The organism is Kribbella shirazensis (assembly GCF_011761605.1).
Taxonomy (GTDB): Bacteria; Actinomycetota; Actinomycetes; order Propionibacteriales; family Kribbellaceae; genus Kribbella; species Kribbella shirazensis.
This window is the reverse complement of sequence record NZ_JAASRO010000001.1, coordinates 5,634,951-5,651,652: the sequence shown is the minus strand read 5'-3', so window position 1 is coordinate 5,651,652 and position 16,702 is coordinate 5,634,951. Positions and strand designations below refer to the sequence as shown.

The following is a 16,702-nucleotide window of genomic DNA, read 5'->3' as shown; positions in this document are numbered from 1 at the left end:
TTTGATAAGAACCAATCGCTTTTCACGATGAGCGTGCGGATCCTACGGTCGAGGTATGACTACGGAGACGCTGTACCCGGTGAACGGCATCGAGCTGTGTGCGCAGACCTTCGGCGATCCGGCCGATCCGGCCGTCCTCCTGATCCACGGTGCGTCGGCGTCGATGCTGTGGTGGGAGCCGGGTCTGTGTAAACAGCTGGCCGACCGCGGGCGGTTCGTCGTCCGGTACGACCAGCGCGACACCGGCCGGTCGACGGCCTACCCCGTGGGCGAACCGGGCTACGCGATGAGCGATCTGGCCGCCGACGCGGTCGGTCTGCTCGATGCCCTTGGCATCGACCGTGCACACGTGGTCGGCCTGTCGATGTCCGGCGGTACGGCGCTGTTCCTCGGACTCGATGACCCGTCGCGGGTGGCTTCGCTGACGTTCGTCTCGACCACGACCGGCGAGGACGGACTGCCACCACCGTCGGAATCGATGCCTCGGCTGGGTACGCCGGACTTCGCAGACCGCGCGGCCGTCGAGGAGTACGTCGTACGGTCGATCGAGGCGGAGGCTGCGGGACACTTCGAGGAGGCGTCCGCTCGTGCCCTGGTGCAAGCGGATCAAGCACGCGCGCGGGACTACGAGGCCTCGCTGACGAACCATTACGCGATGACGTTCGACGGTCCGCGCAACGGCGGCTTCGGTGACCTCACGCAGCCGGTGCTTGTCGTGCACGGCGACCAGGATCCGCTGCTGCCGCTGCCGCACGGCGAGGCGATCCGCGACGCCGTTCCTGGTGCGCGGCTCGTCGTGCTGGCGGGGATGGGGCACGGGTTGTCGGCGCCGTACTGGAGTGAGTTCGTGGACGCGCTGATCGAGCACACCGGGGAGCACTGATGAGGTTCGCGCTGTGGTTGCCGTTGTTCGACGAATTGTCCGATCCGCTCGAGATCGCGCGGCTCGCGGCGGCGGCCGAGGAGGCCGGGTGGGACGGGTTCTTCCTGTGGGACCAGCTGTGGTGGCGGGCGCCGATCCGCGAAGTGTCGGATCCCTGGATCACGATGAGCGCCATGGCAGCCGCCACCGAACGCCTGCGGATCGGTCCGATGGTGTCGCCGATCGCGCGCCGGCGGCCGGCGAAGTTGTTGCGTGAGACAACGACGTTGGACCGGCTGTCGGGTGGCCGGCTGATTCTCGGCGTCGGGTTGGGCAGCGACCGGTTCGCGCAGGAGTACTCCAAGACCGGCGAGGAGGTGGACGACCGGGTCCGCGCCGAGCGGCTCGACGAGACGCTGGACATCCTCACCGCGGGGTGGACGGGGGAGTCCGTCAACCACCACGGCAAGCACTACCTCGTGGACGACGTCCAGTTCCTGCCCCGGCCGGTGAACGGGCGCGTGCCGGTGTGGGTGGCGGGCTTCCCGGGCAAGGCGAAGCCGGTCCAGCGGGCGGCGCGGTACGACGGGTTCTTCCCGGTGAATCTGACCTCACCCGAGCAGGTCGCCGAGCCGGCCGCCGTACTGCGATCGGTGCGCGGCAGCCTGGACGGGTACGACATCGCGGTAGCCCTGGAGCCGTTGGCCGATCCACGTCCGTACGCCGAGGCGGGCGCGACGTGGTGTCTCACGGATGTCGACCCGGCGACGCTGCGGTTGGCCGACGTACGGGCGGTCCTCGCCGCCGGACCGCCGCGCTGATCGGGGAGTGCTGATCGGGGAGTGTGGTGGGGCGGTCGTCGGGTACCGGCGCGAGGAAGTGCTCGTTCGAAGGGAGACTGTGATGCCTGACCGCAAGATCGCGTTCCTGGTGGCTGCCGAGGGGATCGAGCGGGTCGAACTCACCGAGCCGTGGAAGGCAGTGAGCGACGCCGGGTACGAGCCGGTGCTGCTGAGCCCGAAGGCGGGGGAGGTACAGACGTTCAACCACCTGACGGCCGCGGAGACGGCGACCGCGGACCAGACGGTCGGCGACGCGTCGGTCGACGACTTCGCTGCCCTCGTCCTGCCGGGCGGCGTCGCGAACCCGGACGCGTTGCGGACCGACGCGAAGGCGGTTGCGTTCGTGAAGTCGTTCATGCAGTCGGGCAAGCCGGTCGCGGCGATCTGCCACGCTCCGTGGACGCTGGTCGAGGCCGACGTGGTCCGGGGCAAACGGATGACCTCGTGGCCGAGTCTGCAGACCGATCTGCGCAACGCCGGAGCCGAATGGGTCGACGAAACCGTGGTCACCGACGGGAACCTGATCACCAGCCGCAAGCCCGACGACCTGCCGGCGTTCAGCAAGACGCTGCTGGGCGCGCTCGGCTGACGGGGTGTTGCGGACGCATCCAGAGGTGTCTAATCGAAGGGATGCGGTAGTAGGGGAGGACCTATGGCCGGCGTCAGTGAGCATGCCGGAATCACCGAGCGCACCGGACCGACCGCGGCCGAGGTAGGCCGGCGGCCACTGGGCCTGGTGCTCGGACGGCTGCTGTCGTCGACCGATCACAAGGTGATCGGCCAGTTGTACCTCGTGACGTCCTTCGCGTTCTTCCTGATCGCGGGCGTGATGGCCCTGATCGTCCGTGCCGAGCTGGGCGAGCCCGGGCTGCAGATCGTGAACGAGGAGGTCTACAACCAGCTCTTCACGATGCACGGCACGATCATGCTGCTGCTGTTCGCGACCCCGCTGTTCGTCGGCTTCGCCAACGTGATCATGCCGGTGCAGATCGGGTCGCCGGATGTCGCGTTCCCGCGACTGAACATGTTCAGCTACTGGCTGTTCCTGTTCGGCGGTCTCATGACACTGTCGGCGTTCCTCACTCCCGGCGGTGCGGCCGACTTCGGCTGGACGGCGTACACCCCGCTGTCGAACGAGGTCCGCTCGCCTGGCGTCGGCGGCGATCTGTGGATCATGGGCCTGTGGATGGCCGGGCTCGGAACGATCCTCGGTGGCGTCAACTTCGTCACGACGATCATCACGATGCGTGCGCCGGGGATGACGATGTTCCGGATGCCGATCTTCTGCTGGAACGTGCTGGTGACCTCGATCCTCGTCCTGATCGCGTTCCCGATCCTGGCGGCGGCGCTGCTGGTGCTGGAGGCGGACCGGACCCTCGGGTCGCACGTGTTCGACGCGGCGAACGGCGGAGCGCTGCTGTGGCAGCACCTGTTCTGGTTCTTCGGCCATCCCGAGGTGTACATCATCGCGCTGCCGTTCTTCGGCATCATCACCGAGATCCTGCCGGTGTTCAGCCGCAAACCGATCTTCGGGTACTACGGTCTGGTCGCCGCAACGCTCGCGATCGGGGCCCTGTCGATCGCGGTCTGGGCGCACCACATGTTCGTCACGGGCGGGGTGAACCTGCCGTTCTTCTCGTTCATGACGTTCCTGATCGCCGTGCCGACCGGGGTGAAGTTCTTCAACTGGATCGGGACAATGTGGGGCGGCTCGATCTCGCTGGACACGCCGATGCTGTGGTCGATCGGCTTCCTGGTGACGTTCCTGCTGGGCGGGCTGACCGGGATCATCCTCGCGTCGCCGGCGCTCGACTATCAGTTGAACGACACGTACTTCGTGGTCGCTCACTTCCACTACGTCGTCTTCGGGACCGTGGTGTTCGCGATGTTCGCCGGGTTCTATTTCTGGTGGCCGAAGCTGACAGGGCGGATGCTGGACGAGCGGCTCGGCAAGCTGCATTTCTGGCTGCTGTTCATCGGCTTCCACACCACGTTCCTGGTGCAGCACTGGCTCGGCGTCGAGGGCATGCCGCGGCGGTACGCCGATTACCTGCCGAACGAAGGCTTCACGACGCTGCACCAGGTGTCGACGATCGGCGCGTTCATCCTCGGGATCTCGACGCTGCCGTTCCTCTACAACGTGTACAAGTCGCAGCGCAGCCCGCGCGTCGAGGTCGACGATCCGTGGGGCTGGGGCCGCTCGCTGGAGTGGGCGACCAGCTCCCCGCCGCCGCGGCACAACTTCGAGAAGCTGCCGCGGATCCGCTCGGAGTCGCCGGCATTCGACCTGCACCACCCGGACCTCGCGCTCACCGCGGACGAACGCGAGAAGCTCTAGTGGAGGCGCTCGAGTAGACGGGTGAGCTGCTGCTCGGTCTGCTGGGGCGGGGGACTCGTGGAGGCGAGGAGCTCCAGCGCCTGGGTATAGGTCTCGACGTCGTCGCGCTTGTCGAGGTACAGCGCGCTGGTCAGGTGCTCGAGGTACACGATGTCGGGCAGGTCGCGCTGCGGGAAGCGCAGCAGGCTGAACGCGCCGCCGGTGGCCGCATGGCCGGAGCTCTCGAGCGGGATGATCTGGACGGTCACGTTCGGCCGGGCGGTGGCCTCGAGGAGCGCGCCGAGCTGGTCGCGCAGGACGTCGGTGCCGCCGATCGGCCGGCGCAGGACGGCCTCCTCGATCACCGCCCAGAGTTTGAGCGGCGGCTCGCGGTCGAGCGCCCGCTGGCGCCGCGTGCGGAGCGCGACGAGCCGCTCGATCTCGCTGTCGGTGCGCGTGCCGCTCGGACCGAGGCGGGCGACGGCCCGCGCGTAGTCGGCGGTCTGCAGCAGGCCGGGGACGAACTGGATCTCGTACGTCCGGATCAGCTCGGCCGTCGCTTCGAGCCCGAGGTACGCGTCGAACCACTCGGGCGTCACGTCGCCGTACCGATGCCACCAGCCCGGGTCGTTCGCCTCGCGGGCGAGGGCCAGCAGCCGGTCGCGCTCGGGGGCGTCGTGCACGCCGTACAACGTCAGCAGGTCGGCGACGTCGCGCTCCTTGAACCCGACCCGCCCGAGCTCGAGCCGGCTGATCTTCGACTCCGAGGAACGAATGGCCCAGCCCGCGTCGGTGCGGGTGACGCCGGCGCGCTCACGCAACTCCCGCAGATGACCCCCAAGCATCATCCGCAGCGCAGTCGGCCCCACGACACCTCGCCCCGCCATACGGCGAGTCTACATCAGTTTCGAACAAATGTTCGAGGCGAGTTCTGGTTCAGTCGCGGAGGTACTCGGCGCGCCAGCGGTGGATTGCTGGGTCGGCTGGGCTGGGGGATCGGTCCAGCTGGATGAGGTGCAGCTCGGGGGTGGTGAAGGACTGGATGGTGGCGCGGGTGAGTGGCCAGGGTGGGCCCTGGAGGTCGGCGTCGGGCCGGTCGTCGGGACGGGCGGCGGCGATGACCAGGAGGGTGCCGCCGGAGGCGACGAGCTCGGTGACCTGCTTGATCGCGGCGGGCTGGAGAGAGATCGGCAGCGCCTGCACCGTGTAGATCTCCACCACGAGATCGAACGCGCGGTGCCACTCGGCGGGCGGGTCGAGGAGGTCGGCGACGACGTAGTGCACGTCGGAGTCCGGGTGGTTGCGCTGCGCGGTCTCGACTGCCGTGGGGGAGATGTCGAATGCGGTCGTTTCGAACCCGCGGTCGACGATCAGCTCGGCGTCCCAGCCGGTGCCCGCTCCGACGACCAGCGCGGTTTTGCCGGCGCCGTCGGGCTGCGACTCGTCGACCCACTCGGTCAGCAACTGGTGCGCTGTCCCGCGGTCCCACGGCACGACCGCGGATCCCTCGGCCGCGGCGGCGTACAGGTTCTCGAACCAGCCGGTCGGGTCGTCGCGGTCGAGCGACTCGCGCGCGATCCGCCGGGACACGACATCGGGATCCTCAGCCATCGTTCTCCTCCCCATCATGCGCCTCGTGCCCATCGCTGCCGTCCGGACCGAGATGGATCGCCCGCACGGCCTGCACGGTATCAACGTCGGCCGCCGTCTTGTCCTCGCGATACCGCAGCACGCGGGCGAACCGCAGCGCCATCCCGGCCGGATACCGCGGCGACGTCTGGACACCGTCGAACGCGACCTCCACGACCACCTCCGGCCGGATGTACACCGCCCAGTCGTCGCGTCGTACGGCGAGCTCCTGGAACCGCTCGGTCTGCCAGCGCAGCAACTCGTCGGTCAGGCCCTTGAACGTCTTCCCCAGCATCACGAACTCGCCGGTGTCCTCGTCCCGCGCCGCCAGATGCAGGTTCGAAAGCCAGCCCGTGCGCCGGCCGTGGCCCCACTCCGCGGCGAGGACGAGCAGGTCGAGCGTGTGGGTCTGCTTGACCTTCACCCACCCGGACCCGCGCCGGCCGGCCTCGTACGGCACGGTCAGCGACTTCACCACCACGCCCTCGTGCCCACGGCGTACGGCGTCTGCGAAGAACGCCTGCCCGGCTTCGGCGTCGTCGGTGACGAGCCGCGGGATCCGGCGCTGCTCGGGCAGCAGCTTCGACAGCCACTCGTGTCGCGCCGCGCCATCGAGCCCGAGAAGATCCTGGCCGTCCTGATGCAGGATGTCGAAGAAGTACGGCGTGAGCGGCACCGACTCCGGCCCTGTCGCAGCACGCGTGGCGGTCCGCGATCCTGTCACCTGGAACGGCTCTGGGCGCCCATCGGACCGCAGCGCGATCAGCTCACCGTCCAGCACGACCTGCTGCGCGTCGAGCGCCAGTACGGCGGTGACGACCTCTGGCACCCGCGCCGTGATGTCGTCCAGCGTCCGCGTGTAGACGACGACCTTGTCGCCGTCGCGGTGCGCCTGGATCCGGATCCCGTCCAGCTTCCACTCGAGCGCAGCCGGCGTACCCGTCTTCTCCAACGCCTCCGCCACAGTGGTCGCGGACTGCGCGAGCATCGGCTGGAGGCCGCGCCCGACCTCGAGACCGAACTGCGCCAGCCCGGCCTCGCCCTCGGTCAGTACGGCGACCGCGACCGGCGCGGTCGCCCCGCGCAGCATCGCCGCCGCGCGGATCTTGCTCAGCGCGATGCCCGTCGCCCGCGCGACCGCGTCCGCCATCACGCCGTCGAGCGCGCCCTGCCGCAGCTCACCGCCGACGAGCAGCCGCAGGAACCGCTGCTCGTCGGCCGTCGCCCGCCCGAACAGGTCGTCCACCGCGGCCCGCCGCCGGGCCTGCACACCGGCGCCCGACATCTCGGCCAGCGCCGCGAACGCTCCGTCGACCTCCTCGACGGTCAACGACGGCTCGCCGGCCGGATCGGGCGCGTCCATCAACGTGCGCCAGCCGACCCCGGTACGCCGCTGTCGCAGCTCGCCGGACAGGTAGGTGACCACGATCTCGATCTCGGCCGGGTCGGAGGCCTTGGACAACAGCCCGGCGATGAACTCGGCCTTCTTCAGCCGCGACCGGGTCCCGGCCAGCGCGGCCGAGGTCTCGACCACCTCGGTGAGCAACATGACCTCAGTCTCGCGCAAGCCACCGACAACTCAGGGTGCCGGCGGTAGGTCGTCGAGGAAGTCGGCGGTCGGGGTGAAGAACAGGCCGCCGGTGACAGCGGTCGAGAAGTCGAGCAGCCGGTCGTGGTTGCCTTCGGGTACTCCGATGAACATCCGGCGCAGCATCAGCTCGGTCACGGCCGGCGTCTTCGCGTACCCGATGAAGTAGGTGCCGAACTCCTGCGTGCCGACCGTACCGAACGGCATGTTGTCCCGCAGGATCTGCAGCTCGTTGCCGTCGTCGTCCTCGATCACGTTCAGCACGATGTGCGCATTGCCCGGCTTCTTGGCGTCGTCGAGCTCGATGTCGTCGAGCTTGGTCCGGCCGACGGCGAGCTCCTGCTGCTCGACGGTCAGCGAGTTCCAGGCCTTCAGGTCGTGCAGGTACTTCTGCACGATCACGTAGCTGCCGCCGCGGAAGTCGGGGTCCTCGTCGCCGACCAGGACCGCGGCGCGCGCCTCGGTGCCGGTCGGGTTCTCGGTGCCGTCGACGAAGCCGAGCAGGTCGCGCATCTCGAAGTACTTGAAGCCGTGCACCTCGTCGACGACCGTGGCGGCGCCGCCCAGGACGTTCATGATCTGGCTGGCGAGTTCGAAGCACTGGTCCTGGTGCGCGGCCCGGATGTGGAACAGCAGGTCGCCGGGCGTGGAGGGCGCGTGGTGGGCGGCGCCCTTGAGCTCGACGAACGGGTGCAGCTCCGCCGGACGCGGGCCGCTGAACAGTCGATCCCAGACGTCCGAGCCGATGCTGGTGACACAGGACAGATTGCCGGCCGGCACCCGGAAGCCGACGGAGCGGACGAGACCGCTCAGACGCTCCAGCAGGTCGCGGGCGCGGTTCTCGCCGCCGGGCTCGATCTGTACCACGAGGAAGATGGCTGATCCGCTCAGCGGCATCAGGACGGCCTGCGGCAGCGCCTCCGTCACCCGCTTCGTTTCCGGCATCGGATCACTGACCACCGTCTTCTCCCCTCGTCCAGTTGGCCCGATCTTCTAGAGTCCAGTCATGGACCCGCAAGAACCCGGGCCGGCTCCGCGGCCGGGCCCATCCTCCCAGCCGGGGCAGTACCCACCGCCGCCGCCCCACCCCGGCACGTACCCGCCCCAGGGTCCGTACCCGCCCCCGCAACAGCCGGGCCCGTATCAACAGCCTGGTCCGTATCAGCAGCCCGGGCCGTACCCGCAGCAATGGGGTGCGCAGGGTCCACATCCGCAGCAGTGGGGCGGGCCCGGACCGTATCCGTCGCAGTACGGCTACCGGGAGCCGCGCATTGTCCCGGCTGCCAGCGGTACGCCGTTCCACCGGCTCGCCCGCACCCCGAAGCACACCTGGTGGCGTCCGATCGCCGCCACCGCTGCCCTGGCGGGGCTCGCGGTCGCGGTGATGCTGTTCATCGTGGTCGCGTGGACGATCGCGCACGAACTCCTGGCCGGCTCGTTCCCCGAGCCCAGCGGTACGGACCTGTTCCCGAGCGACGTCGAGAACCTCGCCCTCACCCTCGTCCTGCTCGGCGTCCTGACCCCGCTGGTCGGGCTCGTCGCCTGGGTGATCCAGCGCCGCCCGTTCTGGAGTGTCGCCTCGGTGCTCAACAAGGTCCGCTGGCGATGGCTGCTGTGGTGCTGCCTGCCCGCGGCCGGCTACATCGGCCTGTCGATCCTGATGAGTCTCCTGGTCGACGCGGTGTTCCCACCCGAGGAGTCGATCGGCAACACCGACGGCTCCTGGATCGGCTGGAGCGCGTTCCTGGTCCCGGCGCTGGTCATCCTGTTCCTGGTGCCGTTCCAGTCGGCGGCCGAGGAGTTCGTGTTCCGCGGCTGGCTCATCCAGGCGATCGGTGCGTACGGTCCCGACAGCCGGGACGGTCGCGCGGGGCTGCTGCGGAGAGTCTTCCGCTCGCCGTGGCCGGGGATCGTCGTCGGCGGTGTGGCCTTCGTCGCAGCCCACGGGTACACCGGCTGGGCGATGGCCGACGTGTTCCTGTTCGCGGTGACGGTCGGCTGGCTGACCGTGCGGACCGGGGGACTGGAGGCTGCGATCGCGCTGCACGTGATGAACAACCTGTTCGCCTTCTTGTTGCCAGCAGCAACTGGTGGGCTCAGCGGCTGGGACGAGCAGGGCGGTGCGCCCTGGACGTTGCTCGCGGCGGACCTCCCGTGCCTGGTGTTCTTCGCCTGCGCGATCACCTGGCTCGCGCGGCGCCGCGAGGTCAACCGCCTGAGCTGAAAACGAGGCGAGAACTGTCGGCCGGCTCTGGCAGGCTTTGCCACGTGATGAACGCGAAGATCGAAGCCGTGTTGTTCGACTGGGGTGGCACGCTGGCCACCTGGCACGACATCTCCCTGCACGAGACCTGGCGGGCGGTGAGTGCCGTGCTCGACGAGCCCAACGCCGACGTCCTGGCGGCCCGGCTCGTCGAGGCCGAGGGCTCGGTCTGGCGGCGCTCGCGCGACGAGCATCGCAGCAGCACGCTGGAGGAGGTGTGCCTGCTGGCCGAGATCGCGATGACGCCGGCCGCCCTGGCGGAGTACGAGCGGCAGTGGGACCCGCACACCGAGCTGGAGCCGGACGCCGTCGACACCTTGCACGCGCTGCGGGCACGCGGGCTCAAGATCGGCGTGCTGTCGAACACGATCTGGCCGCGACGGCGGCACGAGGAGATCTTCGCGCGCGACGGCGTCCTCGATCTCCTCGACGGCGCCGTCTACACCAGCGAGATCCCGCACACCAAGCCGCATCCGGAGGCGTTCCTGGCGGCGATGCGCGCGGTCGGAGTGTCCGAGCCGTCGCGGTGCCTGTTCGTCGGGGACCGGCTGTTCGACGACGTGTGGGGCGCGCAGAACGTCGGGATGCGGGCCGCCCACCTGCCGCACAGTGCGATCCCCCGGGAGCAGATCGGCCACACGGAGGGTACGCCGGATGCGACCGTCCAGCGCCTGTCCGAGCTTCCCGCCCTGATCGACACCTGGAACGAGGCAGCCGCCTAGGCTGCCGCGCCGCTGAGGGTGCTGCATCCGCAGCGGGTGCAGCACCGTCGCGTCATGCGCGCGACGCGCTACGGCTAGCGACTCGTCACCGGACCTGGTTAACGTCCTACCTCCTTGCAAACCGCCCTTGGAGGTTTCTGACATGTTCACCAAACGCCGTCGGCTCGCCGCGCTCGTCGCGGCGGTCGCTGCCGGTCTGACACTCGCCAGCGGGGTCTCGCAGGCGTCCTCGACCGGGTCCACCGGGTCCACCGCGCCGACCGGGTCGGGTGCGTCCGCGGCCGCCGCCACGGACGTCCCGCTGCACGTGATGTCGTACAACCTGCGCTACGCCGGCAACACCCCGCCGAACGCCTGGGCCGACCGGCGCCCGGTGATGCGTGAGCAGCTGCGCGAGTCCCGTCCGCAGCTGATCGGCACGCAGGAGGGCCTGTACTCCCAGCTGCAGGACATCGCGTCCGACCTCGGTCCGGCGTACGACTCGATCGGTCTGGGACGGGAGGGCGGCAGCAAGGGGGAGTTCATGATGATCTTCTTCGACCAGCGCCGGCTGCAGCCGCTCGAGTACGACCACTACTGGCTGTCCGACACCCCGGACGTCATCGGCTCCAAGACGTGGGCTGGATGCTGCCCGCGGATGGTGACGTGGGTCCGTTTCAAGGACATGGCCACGTCGAAGGAGTTCTACGCCGTCAACACCCACCTCGAGGCGTTCGACGCGACGACGCGCTCCAAGTCGGCGGACCTGATCCTGCAGCGGATGGCGGCGTTCGACCCGGCGCTCCCGGTGATCATGACGGCCGACTTCAACGAGGCGGCGAAGCCGGGCGTGACCGTCTACGACAAGCTGGTCACGAGCGGCAAGTTCCAGGACACCTGGGTGACGGCCGAGCGTCGTAGCGCCCTGTACGCGACGTTCCACGGCTACAAGCCGCTGACGCCGAACGGGGACCGGATCGACTGGATCCTCACCACCCCGGGCCTGCGGGTCTCGAAGGCGAGCATCAACACGTTCAGCAAGGACGGCCAGTTCCCCAGTGACCACCTGCCGGTGGAGTCCTGGATCCACCTGGTCTGACCCGGCGCCCGGCACCTGACACCGAAGGACCCCCGGGCCAGCTGGTGGCCCGGGGGTCCGGAGGGGTTTCGGTTCGGGTACTGCGTTACGCGGCCAGCGTCGGGTCTGCCAGCAGGCGGAGGCGGCCCAGCGCCTCGCGCTCGATCTGGCGGACACGCTCCGCGGAGATGCCGTGCACCGCACCGATGTCGGCCAGCTTGGCCTGACGGCCGTCGTGCAGACCGTACCGGCGGCGGATCACGTCCGCGGACCGCGGGTCGAGCTGGTCGACCAGACTGAACAGGCCCGAGCGGTCGGACGCGTCGGCGACCAGCTGGTCCGGACCCGGCGCGGTCTCGGCCGCGATCAGGTCGCCCAGCGAGGTCTCACCCTCTTCGTCGACCGGGCTGTTCAGGCTGATGTGGTCCCGGCCGATGCGGATCAGTTCGGTGACCCGCTCCTCGTCCAGGTTCAGCTCTGCTGCGATCTCGTCGATCTCCGGCTCCCGCCCGAGCTTGCGCTCCAGCGTGCGCCGTGCGGACCCGATCTGGTTCAGCTGCTCCACCACGTGCACCGGCAGCCGGACCACACGGGCCTGCTGCGCGATACCGCGGGTGATGGCCTGCCGCACCCACCAGGTCGCGTACGTCGAGAACTTGAAACCCTTCCGGTAGTCGAACTTCTCCACCGCGCGGATCAGTCCCGTGTTGCCCTCCTGGACCAGGTCCAGCAGCGGCATCTGGGACCGCCCGTAGCGGCGAGCGATCGACACCACGAGCCTGAGGTTCGCGGTCACGAACCGCTGCTGTGCGCGCCGGCCCTCTTCGGCCAGCCACTCCAGCTCCTCCTCCGTGGCATATTTGGGCGCTCCGCCCTTCTTCCGTCCAACCCGCCCCTCGGCCAGCAGTTGCTCCGCAAGGAGTCCTGCCTCGACCGTCTCAGCGAGCTCGACCTCTTCTTCAGCCGTCAGCAGAGGCGTGCGCGCGATCTCTTCGAGGTAGAGACCAACGCTGTCCTTGCCGTCGATACCGTCGTCCGTCATGCGGACACGAGCCGTGCGAGCCACCGAAACTCCCTTCGTCGTTACATGGAGAGCAACGCTCGAGTAGGGTTCAAGATTCCGGTACCAGTGTGTAAACACCCTGAAGGTTCCCTGAGAGTTCCCGGCAGCGAATTCGCCGTGGAAACCGGTGTCCCGGGGCGCTGCCGACCCATTGGGCGCAACACTCCGGGACACATCCTGAGAATCCGTACAGAAATCCAGCGTTCCGGTGCCCCGAATGTGTTGGACAACACACCTCCGGGGCCAGATATTCCCCTCTTTCAGCTGAGGCCGAGGGTGTCCAGCTCCCAGGCGAGTGAGAACGCGATCTCGCGCCAGGCGTCGTACCGCCCGCTGCGGCCGCCGTGCCCGGCCTCCATCTCGGTCTTCAGCAGTACGTCGGAATCTCCGGTCGCGGTCGCCCGGAGTTTCGCCACCCACTTCGCCGGCTCGACGTAGAACACCCGGGTGTCGTTCAGGCTGGTGATCGCCAGGATCCGGGGATAGTGCTGCGCGGTGACGTTCTCGTACGGCGAGTAGGACTTCATATAGGCGTAGACCTCGGGGTCCTCGAGCGGATTGCCCCATTCCTCCCACTCGATCACGGTGAGCGGCAGCGACGGGTCGAGAATCGTGGTCAGCGCGTCCACGAACGGCACCTCCGCGACGATTCCGCCGAAGGCCTGCGGGGCCAGGTTCGCGACCGCGCCCATCAGCAGGCCGCCGGCGCTGCCGCCCTGCGCGACGATCCGCTCGGGCTTGGTCCAGCCGGCCTTGACCAGGTGCTCGGCGGCCGCGACGAAGTCGGTGAAGGTGTTCCGCTTGGTGAGCGTCTTCCCGTTGTCGTACCAGCGCCGGCCGAGCTCGCCGCCGCCGCGGATGTGCGCGATCGCGAACACCACGCCGCGGTCGAGCAGCGACAGCCGCGGGATCGAGAACCACGGGTCGACCGAGTGCTCGTACGACCCGTACCCGTACAGCACGACCGGCGCGTTCCCGTCCTTCGCGACATCCTTGCGCGCGACCATCGAGATCGGTACCTGCGTCCCGTCCGGCGCGGTCGCCCACTCGCGGTACTGCGTGTAGTCGCTCGTGTCGACCCCGCCGAGGACGGGCTGTTGCTTCAGCAGTCGCCGCTCGCCGGTCGCCACGTCCACGTCGTACGTCGAACCGGGCGTGACCAGCGACGTGTAGCCGAAGCGGTACCGGGTGTCGTGCCACTCGTCGTTGCGGCCGGGGGAGACGGTGTAGATCGGCTCGTCGAACTCCAGTACCTCGGGATCGCCGAACCCGTCGCCGGTGCGTCGCATGATCGCGAGCTCGGTGAGGGCGTTGCGCCGCCGGTACAGGATGACGTGGTCGGCGAACGCGTCCGCGCCGAGCAGCCGGCTGGTCTCGTCGCCCTCGAGCAGGGTCGTCCAGTCGCCGGGGGAGTCGAGCGGTGCGGAGGCCAGCGAGAAGTTGGCGGCGTCGGCGTTGTGGGTGATGAGCAGCTGGTCGCCGGCGTGCTCGACGTCGTACTCGACGCCCTCGCGGCGCGGCGCGACCACGACCGGCTCCGCGGTCGGGTCCTGGGCGTCGAGCAGCCAGACCTCGCTGGTGAGCTTGCTGCCGAGCGCGATCATGATCGCCTGCTCGTTGCGGGTCAGGTCGACGCCGACCCAGAACCGCTCGTCGGCCTCCTCCATCACCAGGACGTCGCCGGCGTCAGCAGGGGCGCCGAGGGTGTGTCGCCAGACCTGGTACGGGCGCCAGGCGTCGTCGACCTTCGTGTAGAAGATCGTCGAGCCGTCGGCGGACCAGGCCGAGCCGTAGTGCACCTCGGGCAGCTCGTCGGGCAGCAGCTCGCCGGTGTCCAGGTTCTTGATCCGCAGCGTGAACCGCTCGTCGCCCTTGAGGTCGACGGAGTACGCGAGCAGGCGGCCGTCGGGGGAGACATCGACGGTGCCGAGCGAGAAGAACTCGGAGTCGCCGGCCACCTCGTTGCCGTCGAGCATGACCTCCTCGCCGGCGATCTCGCCGTCGGTCGCGGGCGGCTCGTCGCCGTCCACCTTGACCCGGCAGTGCAGGGCGTACTGCTTGCCCTCGATCGTGCGCGAGTAGTACCAGTACCCGCCGCGCCGCGCGGGCACGCTCAGGTCGGTCTGCAGCGTACGGTCCGAGATCTCCTTGAAGATTGCCTCACGCAACGATTCCAGATGTGCCGTGCGGGCCTCGGTGTAGGTGTTCTCGGCGCGCAGGTACTCCAGCACCTCGTCGTTCGTCTTGTCCCGCAACCACTCGTAGTCGTCCACGAACGTGTCGCCGTGGTGGGTCCGCTCGACCGGTTTCCGGGCGGCGACCGGCGGCACAGCAGAAGGAGTCCCAGCAGGAGTCCCAGAAGAAGTCTCAGCCATGCGGCGAGACTACCCGCCGGTGATCAGATCCTGTACGTCGCGACGACGGGGGCGTGGTCGCTCCAGCGTTCGGCGTACGTCGGGGCTCGGTGGACCACGCAGTTCGTCGCGTGGGCGGCCAGTTCGGGGGACGCGATCTGGTAGTCGATGCGCCAGCCGGCGTCGTTGTCGAAGGCCTTGCCGCGCCAGGACCACCAGGAGTACGGACCGGGGCCCTCACCGCCGAAGCGGCGGCCGAGGTCGACCCAGCCTGCTGCGAAGAGGCGGTCCAGCCAGGCGCGTTCCTCGGGCAGGAAGCCGCTCTTCTTGCGGTTCGCCTTCCAGGCCTTCAGGTCGGCCTCGCGGTGCGCGATGTTCAGGTCGCCGCACATCAGCACGTGCCGCCCGTCGGCGCGCAGTTCGGTCAGCCGCTGCGTGATCGCGTCGAGGAACGCGTACTTCTCCTCCTGCCGCGGCGGCGTCTCGAACTCCCCGGTGAAGACGTACGTGCTGATCGCGGTCAACAGCGAACCGTCGGCCAGGACGACATCCGCCTCGACCCACCGCCCGGCCCCGGCGAACCGCTCCGGACCGATCTCGCCGCGCTCGTCCTTGATCGGCTGCCGGCTCGCCACCGCGACACCGGCACGACCCTTGTGACCGTCGATGGCCGGCTCGGCGTGCGCGATGTGCCAGTCGCCGCCGAGCAGCTCCCGCAGTACGTCGTCCGACGCGCGAACCTCCTGCATCAGCAACAAGTCCGGGTCGGTGTCCTCCAGCCACGGCGTCATGCCTCGCCGGAAGGCGGCCCTGATCCCGTTCACATTCACCGTGGCAACCGTCAGCACGAGCGAAACCTTATCCTCTGGTGTGCCCGGGCTTGACCACCATCAGCACCAGGACGACCAGCCAGAGCAGACCGAAGATCCCGCTCGTCATCGACAGCAGCTTCGCCTTCGACAGCACCCCGCTGCGCGCCTCCGCAGTACCGCCGGCAACCGCGAGTACGGCGGATTGCGCCGGCACGATCAGGAACGCGAGCACCAGCGCGGCGGCCAGCGTCAGCACGATGGAGACGATCAGCCACGCCTCGTCCATCACCTTCATGCCACCCGCGACGGCGAAGCCGAAGACCGGTACGGCGAGGCTTGCCCACGCGTACACGCGAGTGATCCGGTGCAGCACCTCGAGACCGCCGGCCTCAGGTGTTTCCGCGGACAGCATCCGGCGCGCGATCGGCGGGAACATGCTGGCCGCCACGGTGACCGGACCGACGCACAGGATGGCCGCGAGGATGTGGACCGTCAGGAAGAACTTGTTCATTCACACTCACTCGGAGGTCGTCGTGAGGCTGGTTGTCGCGAGACTCGTTGTCGCGAGGATGGCGTCCAGCGACTGCTCGCACAGATGCTCGAGAGCCTCCGGCGACACGGTCGGGTCGTCGATCCACACCAGCAGGGTCTGTTCGACGTAACCCTGCCAGCCGTGGCAGGCGAGCTCGACGACGGGGGTGACCTCGATGCCACGCTCGGCGACCGCGCTGATCACCCACTGGCTGAAGACCCGGCGCAGGTCCGAGTGCAGCTCCCGGATCTCGGGATCGCCGGCGGCGGACATCGCAAGCGTCGCGCGGTACAGCTGCGGTGCTTCGAGGACGGCGCGGACGAACGCGCGGATCCCGGAGCGTAGTCGCTCCGCCGGGGGCAGCGACGGGTCCGGGGCAGTGCGCAGCATGACCTCGGCGGCCGCTTCCTCGATGACGGCGTACTGGAACTTCTTCTTCGAGCCGAAGTAGTGGAACAGCAGCGCGGGGGAGACGCCGGCCTCGGCGGCGACGAGCTCGACCGTGAGCTCGCGGTGCGGGTCCGCGAGCAGCACCCGGCGCGCGGCCGCGAGGATCTGCGCGCGCCGCTCGTCGGGGCGCAGGCGGGCACCGGAAGAGGTCTGGCTCACGGGAACAGTCTATTGAGTAAATGGTCAACAAGCACTTACTGTTGAGTACCCA

The 16,702-nt window shown here is 69.0% G+C and carries 16 protein-coding genes; 7 read left to right on the top strand and 9 right to left on the bottom strand.

Annotation, left to right across the window (positions count from 1 at the left end):
• Positions 1-55: 55 nt before the first annotated feature.
• From BJY22_RS27290 to ctaD, 4 genes are all read left to right on the top strand, one after another.
• Positions 56-883: an alpha/beta fold hydrolase gene (locus BJY22_RS27290; protein ID WP_167212020.1), complete on the top strand. Its 828-nt coding sequence runs from the start codon at positions 56-58 to the stop codon at positions 881-883.
• Positions 883-1,683, top strand: a complete 801-nt coding sequence (locus BJY22_RS27285) for an LLM class flavin-dependent oxidoreductase (protein WP_167212017.1) — start codon at positions 883-885, stop codon at positions 1,681-1,683. The genes BJY22_RS27290 and BJY22_RS27285 overlap by 1 nt, the downstream gene beginning before the upstream one ends.
• Before the next feature lie 82 nt (positions 1,684-1,765).
• Complete coding sequence (locus BJY22_RS27280; RefSeq protein ID WP_167212014.1) at positions 1,766-2,293, top strand: type 1 glutamine amidotransferase domain-containing protein; 528 nt, start codon at positions 1,766-1,768, stop codon at positions 2,291-2,293.
• 63 nt (positions 2,294-2,356) lie between these two features.
• A complete protein-coding gene (ctaD, locus tag BJY22_RS27275) occupies positions 2,357-4,042 on the top strand; it encodes an aa3-type cytochrome oxidase subunit I (RefSeq protein ID WP_167212011.1) in 1,686 nt (561 codons plus the stop codon).
• On the opposite strand, the gene BJY22_RS27270 is transcribed toward ctaD, so the two are convergent.
• From BJY22_RS27270 to BJY22_RS27255, 4 genes are read right to left on the bottom strand one after another with little or no spacing between them, the layout of a single operon-like run.
• The gene (locus BJY22_RS27270; RefSeq protein ID WP_238350471.1) at positions 4,039-4,908 is read right to left on the bottom strand and encodes a helix-turn-helix domain-containing protein; all 870 of its coding nucleotides are present in this window, start codon (positions 4,906-4,908) and stop codon (positions 4,039-4,041) included. The genes ctaD and BJY22_RS27270 overlap by 4 nt on opposite strands.
• 49 nt (positions 4,909-4,957) lie before the next feature.
• Positions 4,958-5,632 carry a class I SAM-dependent methyltransferase gene (locus BJY22_RS27265; protein ID WP_167212007.1) on the bottom strand — a complete coding sequence of 225 codons (675 nt, stop codon included), beginning with the start codon at positions 5,630-5,632 and terminating at the stop codon, positions 4,958-4,960.
• Positions 5,625-7,199: an ATP-dependent DNA ligase gene (locus tag BJY22_RS27260; RefSeq protein WP_167212005.1), complete on the bottom strand. Its 1,575-nt coding sequence runs from the start codon at positions 7,197-7,199 to the stop codon at positions 5,625-5,627. The genes BJY22_RS27265 and BJY22_RS27260 overlap by 8 nt, the downstream gene beginning before the upstream one ends.
• Before the next feature lie 30 nt (positions 7,200-7,229).
• Positions 7,230-8,183 carry a Dyp-type peroxidase gene (locus BJY22_RS27255; protein WP_167212002.1) on the bottom strand — a complete coding sequence of 318 codons (954 nt, stop codon included), beginning with the start codon at positions 8,181-8,183 and terminating at the stop codon, positions 7,230-7,232.
• A 61-nt stretch (positions 8,184-8,244) separates the two neighbouring features.
• Here BJY22_RS27255 and BJY22_RS27250 point away from each other — a divergent pair, with 61 nt between their 5' ends.
• From BJY22_RS27250 to BJY22_RS27240, 3 genes are all read left to right on the top strand, one after another.
• The gene (locus BJY22_RS27250; protein WP_167211999.1) at positions 8,245-9,462 is read left to right on the top strand and encodes a CPBP family intramembrane glutamic endopeptidase; all 1,218 of its coding nucleotides are present in this window, start codon (positions 8,245-8,247) and stop codon (positions 9,460-9,462) included.
• Between the two features lie 47 nt (positions 9,463-9,509).
• Complete coding sequence (locus tag BJY22_RS27245; RefSeq protein WP_167211996.1) at positions 9,510-10,223, top strand: HAD family hydrolase; 714 nt, start codon at positions 9,510-9,512, stop codon at positions 10,221-10,223.
• A 142-nt stretch (positions 10,224-10,365) separates the two neighbouring features.
• A complete protein-coding gene (locus BJY22_RS27240; RefSeq protein WP_167211993.1) occupies positions 10,366-11,301 on the top strand; it encodes an endonuclease/exonuclease/phosphatase family protein in 936 nt (311 codons plus the stop codon).
• Between the two features lie 85 nt (positions 11,302-11,386).
• Here the strand turns inward: BJY22_RS27240 and BJY22_RS27235 are convergent, their stop codons facing one another.
• From BJY22_RS27235 to BJY22_RS27215, 5 genes are all read right to left on the bottom strand, one after another.
• Positions 11,387-12,346: a sigma-70 family RNA polymerase sigma factor gene (locus tag BJY22_RS27235; RefSeq protein WP_167211990.1), complete on the bottom strand. Its 960-nt coding sequence runs from the start codon at positions 12,344-12,346 to the stop codon at positions 11,387-11,389.
• A gap of 257 nt (positions 12,347-12,603) precedes the next feature.
• The gene (locus tag BJY22_RS27230; RefSeq protein WP_167211987.1) at positions 12,604-14,718 is read right to left on the bottom strand and encodes a S9 family peptidase; all 2,115 of its coding nucleotides are present in this window, start codon (positions 14,716-14,718) and stop codon (positions 12,604-12,606) included.
• A 23-nt stretch (positions 14,719-14,741) separates the two neighbouring features.
• A complete protein-coding gene (locus BJY22_RS27225) occupies positions 14,742-15,545 on the bottom strand; it encodes an exodeoxyribonuclease III (protein WP_167211984.1) in 804 nt (267 codons plus the stop codon).
• Positions 15,546-15,555: 10 nt separating this feature from the next.
• Complete coding sequence (locus BJY22_RS27220; protein WP_167211981.1) at positions 15,556-16,020, bottom strand: hypothetical protein; 465 nt, start codon at positions 16,018-16,020, stop codon at positions 15,556-15,558.
• A 6-nt stretch (positions 16,021-16,026) separates the two neighbouring features.
• The gene (locus BJY22_RS27215; protein ID WP_167211978.1) at positions 16,027-16,650 is read right to left on the bottom strand and encodes a TetR family transcriptional regulator; all 624 of its coding nucleotides are present in this window, start codon (positions 16,648-16,650) and stop codon (positions 16,027-16,029) included.
• Between the last annotated feature and the right edge of the window lie 52 nt (positions 16,651-16,702).